At 73.0% G+C, this 15,866-nt stretch carries 14 protein-coding genes; 6 read left to right on the top strand and 8 right to left on the bottom strand.

Features of this window, described 5'->3' with window-relative positions; translation table 11 throughout:
* Window positions 1–177: 177 nt before the first annotated feature.
* Window positions 178–2,319, bottom strand: a complete 2,142-nt coding sequence (locus ACFXGX_RS27755) for an MMPL family transporter (protein ID WP_384796072.1) — start codon at window positions 2,317–2,319, stop codon at window positions 178–180.
* A 156-nt stretch (window positions 2,320–2,475) separates the two neighbouring features.
* Window positions 2,476–2,991 (bottom strand): MarR family winged helix-turn-helix transcriptional regulator, encoded by a 516-nt coding sequence (locus ACFXGX_RS27760; RefSeq protein ID WP_384796074.1) that lies wholly within the window; start codon window positions 2,989–2,991, stop codon window positions 2,476–2,478.
* Between the two features lie 156 nt (window positions 2,992–3,147).
* Here ACFXGX_RS27760 and ACFXGX_RS27765 point away from each other — a divergent pair, with 156 nt between their 5' ends.
* From ACFXGX_RS27765 to ACFXGX_RS27775, 3 genes are all read left to right on the top strand, one after another.
* Window positions 3,148–4,680 carry an SDR family oxidoreductase gene (locus tag ACFXGX_RS27765; protein ID WP_384796076.1) on the top strand — a complete coding sequence of 511 codons (1,533 nt, stop codon included), beginning with the start codon at window positions 3,148–3,150 and terminating at the stop codon, window positions 4,678–4,680.
* 268 nt (window positions 4,681–4,948) lie between these two features.
* Window positions 4,949–6,322 carry a cryptochrome/photolyase family protein gene (locus tag ACFXGX_RS27770; protein ID WP_384796078.1) on the top strand — a complete coding sequence of 458 codons (1,374 nt, stop codon included), beginning with the start codon at window positions 4,949–4,951 and terminating at the stop codon, window positions 6,320–6,322.
* A gap of 210 nt (window positions 6,323–6,532) precedes the next feature.
* Window positions 6,533–7,303, top strand: a complete 771-nt coding sequence (locus tag ACFXGX_RS27775; RefSeq protein ID WP_384796080.1) for a DUF4142 domain-containing protein — start codon at window positions 6,533–6,535, stop codon at window positions 7,301–7,303.
* A gap of 65 nt (window positions 7,304–7,368) precedes the next feature.
* On the opposite strand, the gene ACFXGX_RS27780 is transcribed toward ACFXGX_RS27775, so the two are convergent.
* Window positions 7,369–8,367: a MerR family transcriptional regulator gene (locus tag ACFXGX_RS27780; RefSeq protein ID WP_384796082.1), complete on the bottom strand. Its 999-nt coding sequence runs from the start codon at window positions 8,365–8,367 to the stop codon at window positions 7,369–7,371.
* A 113-nt stretch (window positions 8,368–8,480) separates the two neighbouring features.
* On the opposite strand from ACFXGX_RS27780, the gene ACFXGX_RS27785 reads away from it, so the two are divergent.
* The 3 genes from ACFXGX_RS27785 to ACFXGX_RS27795 all read left to right on the top strand — a co-directional run bounded on the left by ACFXGX_RS27785 (window position 8,481) and on the right by ACFXGX_RS27795 (window position 10,566).
* Window positions 8,481–9,074: a sigma-70 family RNA polymerase sigma factor gene (locus ACFXGX_RS27785; protein ID WP_384796084.1), complete on the top strand. Its 594-nt coding sequence runs from the start codon at window positions 8,481–8,483 to the stop codon at window positions 9,072–9,074.
* Between the two features lie 158 nt (window positions 9,075–9,232).
* The gene (locus ACFXGX_RS27790; RefSeq protein WP_384796086.1) at window positions 9,233–9,817 is read left to right on the top strand and encodes a sigma-70 family RNA polymerase sigma factor; all 585 of its coding nucleotides are present in this window, start codon (window positions 9,233–9,235) and stop codon (window positions 9,815–9,817) included.
* Window positions 9,814–10,566 (top strand): anti-sigma factor domain-containing protein, encoded by a 753-nt coding sequence (locus ACFXGX_RS27795; protein WP_384796088.1) that lies wholly within the window; start codon window positions 9,814–9,816, stop codon window positions 10,564–10,566. Before ACFXGX_RS27790 ends, ACFXGX_RS27795 begins: the two co-directional genes overlap by 4 nt.
* Before the next feature lie 62 nt (window positions 10,567–10,628).
* Here the strand turns inward: ACFXGX_RS27795 and ACFXGX_RS27800 are convergent, their stop codons facing one another.
* The 5 genes from ACFXGX_RS27800 to ACFXGX_RS27820 all read right to left on the bottom strand — a co-directional run bounded on the left by ACFXGX_RS27800 (window position 10,629) and on the right by ACFXGX_RS27820 (window position 15,731).
* Window positions 10,629–11,435, bottom strand: coding sequence for a DUF1295 domain-containing protein (locus ACFXGX_RS27800; protein WP_384796090.1), 807 nt, complete (start codon window positions 11,433–11,435; stop codon window positions 10,629–10,631).
* Complete coding sequence (locus ACFXGX_RS27805; RefSeq protein ID WP_384796092.1) at window positions 11,432–12,709, bottom strand: class I SAM-dependent methyltransferase; 1,278 nt, start codon at window positions 12,707–12,709, stop codon at window positions 11,432–11,434. Before ACFXGX_RS27805 ends, ACFXGX_RS27800 begins: the two co-directional genes overlap by 4 nt.
* A complete protein-coding gene (locus ACFXGX_RS27810) occupies window positions 12,706–13,437 on the bottom strand; it encodes a DUF1365 domain-containing protein (protein WP_384796094.1) in 732 nt (243 codons plus the stop codon). Before ACFXGX_RS27810 ends, ACFXGX_RS27805 begins: the two co-directional genes overlap by 4 nt.
* Complete coding sequence (locus ACFXGX_RS27815) at window positions 13,434–14,759, bottom strand: NAD(P)/FAD-dependent oxidoreductase (protein WP_384796096.1); 1,326 nt, start codon at window positions 14,757–14,759, stop codon at window positions 13,434–13,436. Before ACFXGX_RS27815 ends, ACFXGX_RS27810 begins: the two co-directional genes overlap by 4 nt.
* Window positions 14,760–14,912: 153 nt before the next feature.
* Window positions 14,913–15,731, bottom strand: coding sequence for an MBL fold metallo-hydrolase (locus ACFXGX_RS27820; protein WP_384796098.1), 819 nt, complete (start codon window positions 15,729–15,731; stop codon window positions 14,913–14,915).
* Window positions 15,732–15,866 lie beyond the last annotated feature (135 nt).

A 15,866-nucleotide genomic window follows, 5' to 3' on the forward strand; every position in this document is an offset into this window, starting at 1 on the left:
CGACACTGTCGCTCTGGAGTCCCGCGCAGAGCACCAGGCGGTCGGCCCGCAGGGTGGCGGGGGGGGGCGGGGCCCCCCGCGCCCCCCGGGGGGGGCCACCGTCGTGAAACCGGAACCGGTGGACTCGGTGCGGTCGAACCCCGTCAGGTCGGACCGGCCTCGCTCCGGCACTGCCTCTCAGACCTCGACGCGCTCGTCCCCCCGGGCCCCTGGCGCGGACGTCCGCCCGGAGTCGGCGCCGGGCTCGCGGCTGAGTGCCCCCGGCCACCACGCCCGGCGCCCGATGTCACGGACCAGGGCGGGCACCAGCAGGGAGCGGACGACCAGGGTGTCGAGCAGGACGCCGAACGCGACGATGAAGGCGATCTGCACCAGGAAGGCCAGCGGGATCACCGACAGTGCGGCGAAGGTCGCGGCCAGCACCACGCCCGCCGAGGTGATCACCCCGCCGGTGGCGACGAGGCCGCGCAGCACACCCTGGCGTACCCCGTGACGCAACGACTCCTCGCGGACCCGCGACATCAGGAAGATGTTGTAGTCGACGCCGAGGGCCACCAGGAACACGAAGCCGTACAGCGGCACGGAGGCGTCGGTGCCGGTGAAGCCGAACCCGTGCCGGAACACGAGCGACGAGATGCCCAGCGTGGCGACGAAGTTGAGCGCCACCGTGGCCACCAGGAGCAACGGCATGAGCAGCGAGCGGAGCAGGACGGTCAGTATGACCAGGATGATGGCGAGGACCACCGGCACGATGAGCGTGCGGTCGCGTTCGGCGGTCCGCCGGGTGTCGTACTGCTGGGCCGCGTAGCCCCCGACGAGCGCGTCGGCGCCCGGTACGGCGTGCACCGCCGTGCGCAGCCGGGCGACCGTCGCCTTCGCCGCGTCGGTGTCCGCGGCGGACCGGAGCGTGACGTCGACACGGACCCGGCCGCCGACGATCCGGGGCGCTCCCCCGCCGGGCCGACCGGACGCCGTCACCGCGGCGGCCGACGCGACGCCGTCCGTGGCGCGCGCCGCGGACGTGACCTGCGCGACGCGACCGGCGTTCGCGATGATCACGGCGGGGTTGCCGGAGCCGCCGGGGAAGTGCCGCCCGAGGGTCTCCTGCGCGGCGACCGACGGCGCGTCGTTGACGAAGGTCTCGGCGAGCGGGATGCCCTTCGCGGTCAGGGTGGGCGCGAAGGCCGCGCAGGCGAGGAGCCCGGCCAGGGCCATCGCCCAGACCTTGCGCGGTGCGCGGTCGACCAGCGTCGCGACCCGGTTCCAGATGCCGTCGCCGGTGCTCACCCCGCCCGCCGGACGGGGCTTGGCCGGCCAGTAGGCGGCACGGCCGAGGAGCACCAGGACGGCGGGCAGGAAGGTGAGCGAACTGAGCGCGGCGCAGGCCACGCCGATGGCACCCACGGGACCGAGCGACCGGTTGTTCGTCAGATCGCTGAGCAGCAGCGCCAGCAGTCCGAGGGCGACGGTTCCCGCGCTCGCGACGATCGCGCCCCAGGACTGCCGCAGCGCCGCCCGTACGGCGGTGAACCGATCGGCGCTCAGGGCCAGTTCCTCACGGAAGCGGGCGCTGAACAGGAGCGCGTAGTCGGTCGCGGCGCCGATCACCAGGATCGAGAGGATGCCCTGCACCTGGCCGTCGACGCGTACGACGCCGTGGTCGGCGAGGACGTAGACGACGGCGCAGGCCAGGCCGAGCGCGAACACCGATCCGAGGATGATGAGGAAGGGCAGCAGCACACTGCGGTAGACGAGCAGCAGGATCACGAGGACGGTCGCCAGGGCCACCCCGAGGAGCAGTCCGTCGATCCCGGCGAAGGCGTCGCCGAGGTCGGCCTGGCCGGCCGCGGGTCCGGCGATCCACGCGGTCGTTCCGGGGACACCCTCGGCGGCGGTACGAATCCGGTCGACGGTGTCGGGAAGCCGCTTGCCGAGGTCGGGCCTGAGCTGGACGACACCTTCCAGCGCCTCGCCGTCGTCCGACGGCAACGCGGGGGACGGCCGGCCCACCACGCCGGGAGTGCCGGCGAGGGCGGCGAGCGCGCGGGTCGCGGCGGACCGCCGGGCCGTGGCCTTGGAGGCGTCGCCGTCCACGGTCCACACGACGATCGCGGGCAGCGTCCCGTCCTGCTGGAAGGCACGCTGCTGCGCCACCACCTTCGTGGACTCGGCGCTGCGCGGCAGGAACGCGGCCTGGTCGTTGGTGGAGACCTCGCCGAGCCGGCCGGCGTAGGGGCCGAGGGTGCCCCCGATGCCGAGCCAGGCGACGAGCAGGACGACGGGGATCAGCCACAGGGCTCGTCGCGGGGTGAGGGACATCGTTCTCCAGGTTTCGCCTCAGGTGTCTCGATGAATGACAATCTCAATCATTGAGATATCTTGCGGCCAGATCGTAGACCATGCCCGGGGTTCCGGCTCGGGGGGCCGTTCGGATGCGTCGGAGCGCGTTCGGACGCGGGCGCCCGCGGGGCGGGTTCAGCGGCCGGGTGACCGTACGGCCGAGAGCTGTTCGTTCATCGCCGCCAGGAACCGGAGGACCACCGACAGCTCGTCCTCGCTGAAACCGGACCGCACGCTCGCCGTGACGTCGGCGAGCGGCCGGAAGTGGGAGCGCGCGGCGGACCTGGCGTCGGGATCGTAATGAAGGTGGACCACCCTGCGGTCGGGGCTCTCCCGGACGCGCCGGATGTGACCCGCGCGTTCGAGCCGGTCCAGACACGCGGTGACCGCGCCCGAGGTGAGTCCGAGGTGCTCGCGCAGCCGGCCCGGGGTGAGCGGCTCGGGGGAGTCGAGGATCGCCGCGAGCGCCAGCACGTCCGTCGCGTGCAGACCGTGTTCCCCGGCGAAGCCGTGGACCAGCCGGTTGATCTCGCCGTTCAGCCGGCGCAGCTCGACCGCGAAGGAGTGAAGATCCGTCGCCGCGGCCCGGTCCCGGCCCGTATCGGGGTCCGGATCGTCCGTCCGGTCGTCACGGTCGTCTCGTCTGGCCACGTGATCAGCCTATAGAAGTCCCGACGCCTCCCCCGTTCGGGCGTCCGGCACCCGGCGGCCGCCCCGTCCGGCGCATCCGCGGGCGGTGCCGGGGTGGAAGGGATCAGGGACGAAGGCGGTCCCCGAGGGGGCCCGGCGGCGACCGACGGAGGACCCATGAGCGACGAGGAGACCAGTACCGGCATCGGCCCCAGGTGTCTGGTGACCGGTGCCACCGGCTACATCGGCGGACGGCTGGTCCCCGAACTGCTGGCCGCGGGGTACCGGGTGCGCTGTCTGGCCCGCTCGCCGGCCAAGCTGCGCGACTATCCCTGGGCGGGCGAGGCGGAGGTGGTGCGCGGCGACGTCACGGACGCCGAATCGGTCGCCGACGCGCTGCGCGGCTGCGAGGTCGCGTACTACCTCGTGCACGCTCTCGGCACGGGCCACGACTTCGAGGAGACGGACCGCGGGGCGGCCCGGATCTTCGGCGAACAGGCCCGTGCGGCGGGCGTGCGGCGCATCGTCTATCTGGGCGGCCTCACCCCCGCGGGCGTTCCGGTCGCCGAGCTGTCGCCGCACCTGAGGTCCCGGGCCGAGGTGGGGCGCATCCTGCTGGAGTCGGGCGTACCGACCACCGTGCTGCGCGCCGCGGTGATCATCGGCTCCGGCTCGGCCTCCTTCGAGATGCTGCGCTATCTCACCGAGCGGCTGCCGGTGATGGTGACACCGAGCTGGGTGCACACCCGCATCCAGCCGATGGGCGTACGCGATGTCCTGCGCACCCTGGTCGGCAGCGCCGGGATGCCGGCGGAGGTCAACCGCGCCTTCGACATCGGCGGCCCCGACGTCCTCACGTACCTGGAGATGATGCGGCGGTACGCGGCCGTCGCCGGGCTGCCGCGCAGGCTGATCTTCCCGGTGCCGGTCCTCACGCCCCGGCTGTCCAGTCACTGGGTCGGACTGGTCACCCCGGTGCCCGCGTCGATCGCGCGTCCGCTCACCGAGTCGCTGCGCCATGAGGTCGTGTGCCGCGAGCACGACATCGTCCGGTACGTTCCCGATCCTCCGGGACGGCCGATCGGCTTCGACGCGGCGGTGTCCCTTGCACTCCAGCGGGTGCGCGACGCCCAGGTGACGACCCGGTGGTCGTCGGCGTCGTATCCCGGGACGGCCAGCGACCCGCTCCCCACCGACCCCGACTGGGCGGGCGGCAGCCTCTACACGGACGACCGCGAACTGGCCGTGGACGCCTCGCCGAAGAACCTGTGGCGGGTGATCGAGGGCATCGGCGGCGACAACGGCTGGTACTCGTTCCCGCTGGCCTGGGCGGTGCGCGGCTGGATGGACCGGATGGTGGGCGGGGTGGGACTGCGGCGCGGACGCCGGGACGCCAGCCGGCTGCGGGTGGGCGACTCCCTGGACTTCTGGCGGGTGGAGGAGATCGAGCCGGGCCGGCTGCTGCGGCTGCGGGCCGAGATGAGACTGCCCGGCCTCGCATGGCTGGAGATGTACGCCGACGCGACGGACGACGGGCGTACGCGCTACCGGCAGCGGGCCCTGTTCCATCCGCACGGGCTGCTGGGGCACCTGTACTGGTGGAGCGTCTCGCCGTTCCACGCCGTGGTGTTCGGCGGCATGGCCCGGAACATCGCGCTGGCGGCCAAGAACGCCCCCGCGGACGCGCCCGCCCCGGCGCTCACCCGCTGAGCCGCGGGCGGCGCCTTGGCCCACGGCGCCGTGCCTTGTCCCGCCACGCTGAGCCGCGGCCCGCCCTACTGTGCCGCGGCCCGCCGTGCTGTGCCCTGTCCCGCCACGCCGTGTCGTGTCCCGCCGTGCCGTGCCGTGTCACCGACCTCGCCTCCGCGAGGGGCGGGCGCGCCTCCTCACGAACCGGCCAAGCCGCATCCGCATCCGTCCCCCGAGCCGAAGCAGACCGACGCCGTTACCCCGCTGAGCACCGCCCCGGAGCCACCCCATGACCGTCTCGATCGTGCTGTTCACCTCCGACCTGCGCCTGCACGACCATCCGCCGCTGCGGGCCGCCCTCGACGGTTCGGACGCGGTGGTGCCGCTCTTCGTCCGCGACGACGCCGTCGCGGACGCCGGGTTCACCGCCCCCAACCGGATGGCGTTCCTCGCCGACTGTCTGACCGACCTGGACGCCGGGCTCCGCGACCGCGGCGGGCGCCTGGTGGTGCGCTCCGGCGACGTGGCCGCCGAGGTGGCCAAGGCGGCCGTCGAGGCCGACGCCGACGAGGTGCACATCGCGGCGGGGGTCAGCGCGTACGCGCACCGCAGGGAGGAGCGGCTGCGCGCCGCCCTGGAGGCGGACGGCCGCCGCCTGTACGTCCACGACGCGGTGGTCACCGCGCTCGCTCCCGGCGCCGTGACCCCGGCTTCCTCCGACCACTTCGCCGTCTTCACGCCGTACCACCGGCAGTGGGCGCGGCAGCCGTTGCGGGACCCGCTCGCGGCTCCCCGGACCGTCCGGGTGCCGGACGGCGTCGGTTCGGAGGCGGTCCCCTCGCGCTCGGACGTGTCCGGGGTGTCCGAGGGGCTGGCCCGGGGCGGCGAGAGGGAGGCCAGGAAGCGGCTGACGGCCTGGCTGCGCAACGGGATCGGGGCGTACGAGGACGGCCACGACGACCTGCCCGGCGACGCGACCTCCCGGCTCTCCCCTCATCTGCACTTCGGCACGCTGTCGGCGGCCGAGCTGGTGCACCGGGCGCGCGGCGCGGGCGGTCCGGGTGCCGAGGCGTTCGTCCGGCAGGTCGCGTGGCGCGACTTCCACCACCAGGTGCTGGCCGCGCGGCCGGACGCGTCGGCCGCCGACTACCGCTCCCGGCACGACCATTGGCGCTCGGGGGCCGAGGCCCGGGACGACATCGAGGCGTGGCGGGAGGGGCGGACCGGCTATCCGGTGGTGGACGCGGCGATGCGGCAACTGCGCCACGAGGGCTGGATGCACAACCGGGGGCGCCTGCTCGCCGCGAGCTTCCTGGTCAAGACGCTGTACGTGGACTGGCGGATCGGGGCCCGGCACTTCCTGGACCTGCTGGTGGACGGCGATGTCGCCAACAACCAGCTCAACTGGCAGTGGATGGCGGGAACGGGCACGGACAGCCGGCCCAACCGCGTCCTGAACCCGCTGACCCAGGCCAGGCGCTACGACCCGGACGGGGCATATGTCCGGTACTGGGTGCCCGAGTTGGCGGAGATCGCCGGACATGCCGTGCATGAACCGTGGAAGCTCCAGGGCCTGGACCGGGCCGCGTGCGCCTACCCGGACCCGATCGTCGACCTGTCCGAGGGGCTGGCCCGGTTCAGGAAGGCCCGTGGCCTGGACTGACGGCAACGCCCTGGCCGCGTGCACGAACGAGTGGATCCGAATATAAACTGCCGAGGATTTTACCTGTTGTAGAGATTCCTCGTCGGTGCGCCGCCGTATTGATGGTCGTCCGAACCACTCGTACCGGATCCGTGCGCACCGGATCCATCGCGCGGCCACCCCGGAGGCAACAGCCCCGGAAGCGCCGCACCCGCCCCAGGAGGCTGTTCAATGCGCATTACACGGAACGTGGGAACCCTCTTCGTGGCCGGTGCGTTGACGCTGACCCTGGCCGCACTCGCCTATCCGGCCATGCTGGGAATCCAGACCACGTCGGCCGCCCCGGTCCGGATCATCGCCAATCCGTCCTCGGGGCCGCTGACCGAGGCCGACCGCGACTTCGTCGTCAAGGTGCGCGCGGCGGGACTGTGGGAGTACCCGGTCGGGCAACTGGCCCTGCAGAAGGGGACCAGCCCGGCGGTCCGCACGGCGGGTGAGCACCTGATCTCGGGCCACGCCGGTCTCGACGCCACGAGCCGCAAGGTCGCCAAGGAACTCGGCATCACGCTGCCCAACAAGCCGTCCCCGCAGCAGCAGGGCTTCGTGGCGACCTTGAGCGGGGACTCCGGCACGAAGTTCGACACCGACTTCGCCAACATCCTGCGCATCACGCACGGACAGATCTTCTCGACCGTGGCGAAGATCCGCGCCACGACGGAGAACACTCTCGTACGGCAGCTCGCCGACCAGGCCAACGACACCGTCCTGGACCACATCACCGTGATGGAGAAGACCGGCCTGGTCAACTTCGACCAGGTGATCATCCAGGAGACCACCGTCCCGAAGGTGCCCGCGGTGAATCTGACGCCTCCCGCGCCGCAGCCCGGCGAGCCGGAGGTCGTCCTGACGCCTCCGGCGGGCGGGACGTCTCAGCCGGCGGGCGGGGCCTCGCTGCCCGCGGGAGGGGCCGCGCTGCCCTCGCCGACGCCGACCGTGGGCTGAACACCGCGGATCATGTGAACGGCGGTCGCCCGAGCGAGAGTTCGCGAGGGCGGCCGCTTTTCCGTTCAGCCCTCGGCCAGGCTCACCAGAGAGGTGAGGGCCTCTCTCAGTCCCGGCGGCCGGAGCATGCCCTGTTCCGGGCGTCCGGCCCAGCCGGGGCCGCCGAGGAGCACGGCGGGCCGGCCGCGGGCGCCCTTGACTCCCCAGGTGGTGGCCGCGATGTGCCGGGCCAGGGGGCGGTCGGCGGTGGAGCGGGTCTGCGACCACAGCACGACGGCGACAGGACCCAGCCGCCGCACCGCCGCGGTCAGCGCCTCCGGGGGCACGGCGGGGCCGAACATCCGTGTGGGCAGGCCCTGTTCGGCGAGCCCCGCGTGCAACGCCTCCAGCGGAAGGCAGTGCTGCTCGCCAGGCACGCAGGCCAGCACGATCGGTCCCCCGCCCGTGGCCGGCGTCTTGGGCTCCACCGGTCCCGAAGCGCGGTGCAGCACACGGGAGATGTGCCACGACAGCAGGTGTTCGACCTCCACGTAGCGGTCCCCGGCGGACTCCCATTTGCGGCCCACCGCGTGCAGGGTCGGCACCATCACCTCCTCCCAGCCGACGACCACGCCGTGCCGCTCGACGAGCGCGGTCAACTGGTCGTCCACGGAAGGCGCGTCGAGACGTACGGCGGCGCGCGCGAGACCCTTGCACTCCTGCCGGGGATCCCCGAGGGGCTCCGCTCCGGCCGCCCGCGCCGCGGGTTCCGGCCCGTCGGCCGTGCTCCCGCCCTCGGGCTCCAGGGGGTCGGACCAGCCCTTCGCCGCCCTGGCGGCCTCGGCGGGCGGCACTCCGACCGAGGTCAGCCGGCACATCTCCTCGAGCATGGCCACGTCCTGGGGCGTCCAGCGGCGGTGCCGCCCGCCGGAACGGACCGCGGGTCCCATTCCGTACCTGCGGTCCCAGGAACGCAGCGTGGTGGGTGACACTCCCAGGCGGCGGGCCAGCGCGCCCGTGGTGACACCGGCTTCGACGGATCCCGTGCCCGGTTCCCGCCCCTGATCAGACCGGCCATCACCCATACGGCGACTATACGACGCAGAAACGATGCGAGTTGTCGCTTCTGTCCCATGGTTCACACAATCGGTTTCACGGGGCCCCGCACAGGGAGTTCCCGGAGCAAGGAGCCGTGGCCATGAGCGCAGATACGATCGCCGAGCAGCCGACCGCCGAGAGCACGGACGCGATCACGGACGCGGAACTGGCCCGTGGGATCGTCGACGGGGACGAGGCTTCCCTGGCCACCGCGTACCGGCGCTGGGCGGCCCTCGTCCAGGCCCTCGCCCGGCGTTCGCTGGGCGACCCGCGCGAGGCGGAGGACGTCACCCAGCAGGTGTTCCTCGCCGTGTGGCGGGGCGCGCGGGGTTACCGGCCCGAGCGCGGCCCGGTGGCGGCCTGGCTCGTGGGCATCACCCGGCGCAAGATCGCCGACGCGCTGTCCGCGCGGACCCGGCGCACCGAACTGGTGGGGGCGGCCGGGGCCCTCCTGGCCCTCGCCGACGACTCCCGCGCCCGGCCCGAGGCCTCGCTCGACCGGGTCGTCGTCCGGCACGAGCTGGCCAAGCTCCCGAAGCCGCAGCGCCGGGTCCTGCACCTCGCGTTCTACGAGGACCTCACCCAGACCCAGATCGCCCAGCGCACCGGCTGGCCGCTGGGCACCGTCAAGAGCCACTCCCGGCGCGGTATGCACCAGCTCCGCGACTGCCTCCGCCCGGTGGCCGAGGTCTGACTCCCGGCGGCCGCGGTCCGAGCACGGACGGTCCGCCGCCGTTTCCGGTCCGTCGTCGTTCTCGGTCCGTCGTCGTTTTCCGGTCAGCCGGCCAATCCGCCGCCCCGCCGGCTTCGGATCACATCCGAAATGTTCGAAGCGTCTTGGAGGACCACACTGTGAAGGAAGCCGTGCAGATCGGGCGGAACCCGTCCGCCGGACCGGACCTGCCGGATCTCATGGCCCGGGTCGCCCGCGGTGACCAGGACGCGTTCGCCTCGCTCTACGACGTGGTGGCGGGCCCCGTCCTCGGCGTCGTGCGCAGGGTCCTGCGGGACCAGGCACAGTCGGAGGAGGTCGCCCAGGAAGTGCTGGTCGAGGTGTGGCGGACCGCCGCCCGCTACCGCCCCGAGCGGGGGTCGGTGATGAACTGGGTCCTGACCCTCACCCATCAGCGGGCCGTGGACCGGGTGCGCTCGGTCGAGGCCTCGGCGGCGCGGGAGCACAAGGCAGCCCTCCTCGACCGGACACCCGAGTTCGACGAGGTGACCGAGCAGGTCGAGGCGCGGCTGGAACGTGAGCAGGTACGGCGCTGTCTGCGCACGCTGACGGAGCTCCAGCGCCAGTCGGTGACGCTGGCCTACTACCGCGGGCTGACCTACCGGGAGGTGGCGGAGCTGCTGGCGACTCCCCTCGGCACGGTCAAGACCCGGCTGCGCGACGGGCTGATCCGGCTGCGTGACTGCCTGGGGGTGACGGCGTGAGCACTGCTGACCTGCACACACTGACCGGCGCGTACGCGTTGCACGCGCTGGACGACGACGAACGCGAGCGATTCGAGCGGCACGCCGCGGACTGCGCCGACTGCGCGCAGGAGGTCCGTGAGCTGAGTGCCGCGGCCGCACGCCTCGGATTGGCCGTCACCGCTTCGCCGGGCCCGGCCCTGAAGGACCAGGTCATGCGGCGGATCACCACGGTCCGCCAGGAGCGGCCGCGTACCCCGCCCCTCTCCGCTCGGCGGGCCGTCGGCATCCGCTGGAGCCGGCCCGGACATTGGGCGCTCGCCGCGGCACTGGCCGCGGCGGCGGCGCTGGGCGGTACGGCGGCCTGGCAGCACGAGCGCGCGCAGGACGCCCGGGAGCAGGCCCGTCAGGCCGAACGGCGCTCGGACCAGGTGGCCGCGGTTCTCACGGCCCCCGACGCGACCTCGCGTACGGCGAAGCTGGCGGACGGGGCGAGCGGCACGGTCGTCGTGTCCCGGAACCGGGACCGGGCCGTGTTCATCTCCTCGAGGATGGCGAAGCCGCCCGGCGGCAAGGTCTACCAGCTCTGGTTCGACGACGCGGGCACCATGCGGTCCGCCGGGCTGATGGACCCGGGCCGCACCAGCGAGGCCGTCCTCATGAAGGGTTCCGTCGACGGCGCGTCCGGCATGGGAATCACCGTGGAACCGGCCGGCGGGTCCCCGAGGCCCACGTCCGCGCCGGTGGCCCTGCTGGGGCTGCCCGTCTGAGTGTTCGTCCCCTCGGCTCGGGGGAGGGGACGAACACTCGGCACGTCGTCCGCCGGGGCCGGTCAGCGGCGCGGTCGTGGCGGCAGCGGAAAGAAGCCGCTGGTGCGCGCCGCGTACTCGGCGAAACCCGGGCGCCGCGCCATGTGGCGCTCCAGCATCGGTTTCCCGCTGCCGTTGATCAGGAGGTAGCTCATCACCAGCGGTGACACCAGCGCCACGGCGGCCGACTGCGGGCTGTCGCAGGCGAGCAGGAACAGGCCCCACCAGACACAGAAGTCGCCGAAGTAGTTGGGGTGCCGGGTCCAGCTCCACAAGCCCCGGTCCATGACGCGGCCGCGGTTCGCCGGATCGGCCTTGAAGCGGGCGAGCTGGGCGTCGCCGACCGCCTCGAAGAACAGGCCGACGGCCCACAGTGCGGTGCCCGCCCAGGCGAAGCCCGTGACCGGACCCGGAATGTACTGCGCGGCCTGGACGGGCAGCGACACCAGCCACACCAGCGCCCCTTGCAGGAGGTACACCATGCGCAGGGCGTAGAGGTCACGGCTGCCGGGCGCCTTGGCCAGCATTGCTTCGTAGCGCGGGTCCTCGCCGTGTCCCCGCCCGCGCCGGGCGATGTGCGCGGCCAGCCGCAGTCCCCACACCGAGGTGAGGACGGTGACGAGCACGCGGCGGGCCTCGTCGCCCTCGCCGGCGGACGCCAGGAAGGTGACGAGGGCCACCGCGGTGAAGCCGATCCCCCAGGCGACGTCCACGATCCGGTGCAGGCCCCGGCGTACGGCGACGGCGAAGGTGGCCAGCATGACGGCGAAGGCCGCGCCGGCCGCGGGAGCGAGGTTCTGGGCGAACGCCGCCCAGGGGAATCCGGTCATGGCGTGGGGTCCTCCTTCGCGTCCTTCGTGAACAGGTACTGCTGGACATCCAGATAGCCGGAGCGGAATCCGGCTTCGGAGTACGCGAGATAGAAGGTCCACATCCGGCGGAAGGTCTCGTCGAAGCCGAGCCCGGCGACCTCGTCGGCCCGCTCGGTGAACCGCTCGCGCCACAGCCGCAGGGTCTCCGCGTAGTGCGCGCCGAAGGCGTCCCTGCGTGTGGCGCGCAGGCCGGTGTGGGCGCCGGTCACCTCGTCCACCGCCTCCACGGAGGGCAGCAGCCCGCCGGGGAAGACGTACTTCTGGATCCAGGTGAAGGTGTCGCGGGAGGCGAGCAGGCGGTCGTGCGGCATGGTGATCGCCTGGAGCGCGACGCGGCCGGCGGGGGCGAGCCGTGCGTCGAGGGTCGCGAAGTAGACCGGCCAGAACTCCTCGCCGACCGCCTCGACCATCTCGACGCTGACGACGGCGTCGTACGTCCCGGTGGCCTCGCGGTAGTCGCACAGCTCGATGCTCACCCGGTCCTCGAGTCCCGCCTCGCGCACCCGCTCACGGGCCAGGGTCTGCTGTTCACGGGAGAGGGTGAGCGAGGTGACGCGGGCGCCGCGCGCGGCGGCACGGATCGCCAGCTCGCCCCAGCCGGTGCCGATTTCGAGGAGCCTCGTGCCGGGTCCCGCCTCGACGAGGTCGAGGAGCCGGTCGATCTTTCGGTGCTGGGCGTCGGCCAGCAGGGACCAGGAGGCGGGGAAGCCGCGGAAGAGGGCCGACGAATAGCTGAGGGTGTCGTCGAGGAAGAGCGCGAACAGGTCGTTGGACAGGTCGTAGTGGCGGCTGATGTTGTCGCGGGCGCCCGTGGGGGTGTTGCGCTGGACGTCCGGCCGGCGCGGCGCCCAGAGGCCGCGCAGTCTCTGCAGCGGGGCCGGGATCAGCCGGGCCGCGTTCCCGGCGAGGACGGTGAGCACGGCGACCAGGTCCGGCGCGTCCCACTCCCCCGCCATGTAGGACTCGCCGAAGCCGACGAGGCCTTGGGCGCCGATGCGGCCGTGGAAGGCGGCCGGGTCGTGGATCTCGATGACCGGGCCGCCGAGGCCGGCGCGGGTGCCGTCGGCGAACCGCGCCTGGAGCGGCAGTCGTTCGAGCGCGCGGCGCAGCAGCGCGCGGGTGACGGCCGTGCGGGCCCGCGACGTCGGCGGCCGGGTCACCACGTCCGGCCAGCGCGGCGGGTCGGTGTCCTGTCGGGGCGCCTCGACGGGGCAGGACTCGGCTGTCCTCATTTCGCGTTCTCCTGGGTTCGTTGCGGGGTGCGGGGCTGGACGGGCAGTCCGCGCAGGTAGAGGCGGATGCCGTGGAGCCGGATGGCGGCGGACACGGCGACGGTGGACCACGGGTGGCGCAGCGCCTGGCGCAGGAGTGCTCCGACGGTCGCGGCCTGCCGCGTGCCGCGTACGGTGGCGGTGAAGGGCCTGGTTCCCACGCGTTCCAGATGCACCGTCAGGTCGAGCCCGCCGCCGGGCTCGGGCAGCCGCATCCGGTAGGCGCCGTCGACGGGGAAGAACGGCGACACGTAGAACTCCTTGCGGGTCCGCGCCGTACCGCTGTCGTCGGGGCGCAGCAGATAGGAGTGCCGTTCGCCGTAGGTGTTGTGGACCTCGGCGACGACGCAGCGGGCGGTGCCGTCGGGGTCGTGACACCAGTACAGGGTCAGCGGGTTGAAGACATGGCCGAGGACGCGTGCGTGGCTGAGCATGAGCACCGCTCCGCCGCGCAGGTCGACGCCGTGCGAGGCGAGGAACCGGTCGAGGCCGGCCCGGATGCTGGGCTGGTCGCCGTCGAAGTGGTCCCGGGGGTCGAAGCGGGCCAACGGACGCAGCGGATAGGGAAGTTCGGGCGGACGGTCGGGGTCGGTCAGCCACATGTACGTCCGGTGGCGGAGCGCGTACCGGGTGGGTGCCGTCCGTATGTGCGCGACCGTGCAGGGGTAGAGGGCGGGGACGCCGGTCACCAGGTCACCCCCAGGGATTCGGCCGCCTGGACGCCGGACCGGCAGCCGTCCTCGTGGAAGCCCCAGCCGTGGTAGGCCCCGGCGTACGCGGTCACCGGGCTGTTCAGGGACGGGAGTCGGTGCTGGGCGGCGACGGACTCGGGTGTGTAGACGGGGTGTTCGTACTCCATGCGGGCCAGGACCCGGGCCGGGTCGACCCGGTCCTCGCCGCCGAGGGTGACGACGAACGTCTCGGGCGCGTCCAGCCGTTGCAGCCGGTTCATGTCGTAGCTGACCCGGACCCGGTCCGCGTCTGTGTCGCAGTCGGGCATCAGGTAGTTCCAGGAGGCCCGTGCCCCGCGGGCGCTCGGCAGGAGCGAGGTGTCGGTGTGGAGGAGGGTGGTGTTGCGGGAGTAGCGGAACGTCCCGAGCACCTCGCGCTCCAGCGGGGTGGGGTCGGCGAGCAGCCGCAGGGCCTGGCCGGGATGCACCGCGATGACGACGGATCCGTACGAGGCGGTGGTGCCGTCCTCGGTGGTGATGTCCACTCCGTCGGCGTGGCGGCGTACGGCCCGGACGGGGGTGGAGGTGTGCACCGTGTCGAGTTCCTTGGCCAGCCGGTCGACGTAGGAGCGCGAGCCTCCGGTGACCGTGCGCCAGAGCGGCGAGCCGCCCACCGAGAGCATGCCGTGGTGGTCCATGAAGCGGAACAGATAGGCGGCCGGATAGCGGCGGGCCGTGGCGGCGTCGCAGGACCAGACGGCGGAGACGAGCGGGGTCATGAAGTGCCGGGTGAAATAGGGCGAGAAGCCCTGCCGGGTGATGAACTCGCCCAGGGTGAGGGTGTCTTCGCCGCCCTCGGCCAGCAGGCGGCGGGCGGCGCGGTGGAAGGCCGGCACTTCGGTGAGCATCCGCAGGTAGGGGCCGTGCAGCGCGCTGCGCGGCCGGGCGAGCAGACCGGCGGGGCCCCGGGCGCCGGCGTACTGGAGGCCGCATCCCTCGCACCGGACCGACATGCTCATCTCGGACTCCTGGGTGGCGACGCCGAGTTCGGCGAACAGCCGCAGGAGATGGGGGTAGGTACGGTGGTTGTGCACGATGAAGCCCGAGTCGACGCGGTGCAGGCGCCCGTCGGACGAGGTCAGGTCGTGGGTGTGGGCGTGCCCGCCGAGGCGGTCGTCCGCTTCGTAGAGGGCGACGGGCCGCTCACGGCTGAGCACGTAGGCGGCGGTGAGTCCCGCCACTCCCCCGCCGATCACCGCCGTACGTCTGAGTGCTCTCAGCCGTTCCTCTCCGGTGCGCCGGGCGTCGCCGTCCGGAGCGTCCGCTGACCCCTGCCTCATGGGTTTCCTCCCGCCCGGCTCCCGGTCGGAGCCCTCGGGGGTATTCCGAAGCAGAGGCCCGAACGGATTGGCCCGGACGCGATCTTCCGCAAAACAGGTGGGAGCCGCTTGATCACCTCACGGGAGACGCTCCGGCCGCGGCGCGGGAGACGCTCACGCTCCGCCGGTGTACCGGGCCAGTTCCCAGGGGTCGTGGGCGCTGAAGACGTCGACCTCGTCGCCGTGCAGGCGGACCAGTTCACGCAGTCGCGCGTGGTTGGCGAGCCGCAGGGGCCGGTCCACCTCGGCGATCGTCTGGAGGAGGTCCAGACCCGGGTGGCCCACGGGACGGCCGGGGTCGATCTCGCGATGGAAGTAGTAGGCGTCACCGCACTGCAGGAGCCAGCGCCCGGAGTCCTCGACGGCTATCGCGCTGTGCCCCTGGGTGTGGCCGCCGAGCGGGACGAGCAGGATCTCCGCGTCCAGGCCCTCCAGCGGCCGAACCGCGTCGAAGCCGAACCAGGGGTCCCCCGCGGGCTGCGCGTAGGTGACCCAGTGCGGTCGGTGCGACCACTGGGACGGGCGGTAGCGGACGCGGTCCTCGGGGTGGGCGCCGGGTGCCGCCATGGCCGCGCGATGCTCGGCCTCGCTCAGATGAACCTTGGCCCAGGGGAAGTCGGGGAGGCCGCCGGCATGGTCGACGTCGAGATGGCTGAGCACGATGTGCCGTACGTCCTCGGGCCGGAATCCGAGGGCGCGGACCTGGTGCAGGGCGGTCTCGGCGAGGTCCAGGGCGGGCTGGGCCCGGCCGAGGAAGTCGGCGCCGAGGCTCTCCTCGGGGCGGGCCACGTCGGCCGTGCCGATGCCGCTGTCGACCAGGACGAGTCCGTCGCGGTCGGTCTCGACGAGGAGGCAGTGGCACACGGCCGGCAGGCTCGCCTCCTCGGTGTCGATCGTCCGCAGGGAACCGCAGTTCAGGTGGTGGATCTTCACGATGAGTCCTTTCGGGTGCTCTTGGACGCTCCCTGGCGTCGGCGGGCGCGTTCGGACGCCCTCCGGCATCGGCGCGGAGCCGCACGGCCACGGACACCGACGGAGCGCACAACCACATAGATAACGAACGTTCGT

The organism is Streptomyces sp. NPDC059371, from assembly GCF_042751995.1.
GTDB lineage: Bacteria > Actinomycetota > Actinomycetes > Streptomycetales > Streptomycetaceae > Streptomyces.

Coding starts and splice junctions, on each gene's coding strand:
- ACFXGX_RS27755 (WP_384796072.1), bottom strand. CDS start 2,319: ATGTCCCTCACCCCGCGACGAGCCCTGTGGCTGATCCCCGTCGTCCTG.
- ACFXGX_RS27765 (WP_384796076.1), top strand. CDS start 3,148: ATGAGCGACGAGGAGACCAGTACCGGCATCGGCCCCAGGTGTCTGGTG.
- ACFXGX_RS27770 (WP_384796078.1), top strand. CDS start 4,949: ATGACCGTCTCGATCGTGCTGTTCACCTCCGACCTGCGCCTGCACGAC.
- ACFXGX_RS27775 (WP_384796080.1), top strand. CDS start 6,533: ATGCGCATTACACGGAACGTGGGAACCCTCTTCGTGGCCGGTGCGTTG.
- ACFXGX_RS27780 (WP_384796082.1), bottom strand. CDS start 8,367: ATGGGTGATGGCCGGTCTGATCAGGGGCGGGAACCGGGCACGGGATCC.
- ACFXGX_RS27785 (WP_384796084.1), top strand. CDS start 8,481: ATGAGCGCAGATACGATCGCCGAGCAGCCGACCGCCGAGAGCACGGAC.
- ACFXGX_RS27800 (WP_384796090.1), bottom strand. CDS start 11,435: ATGACCGGATTCCCCTGGGCGGCGTTCGCCCAGAACCTCGCTCCCGCG.
- ACFXGX_RS27805 (WP_384796092.1), bottom strand. CDS start 12,709: ATGAGGACAGCCGAGTCCTGCCCCGTCGAGGCGCCCCGACAGGACACC.
- ACFXGX_RS27815 (WP_384796096.1), bottom strand. CDS start 14,759: ATGAGGCAGGGGTCAGCGGACGCTCCGGACGGCGACGCCCGGCGCACC.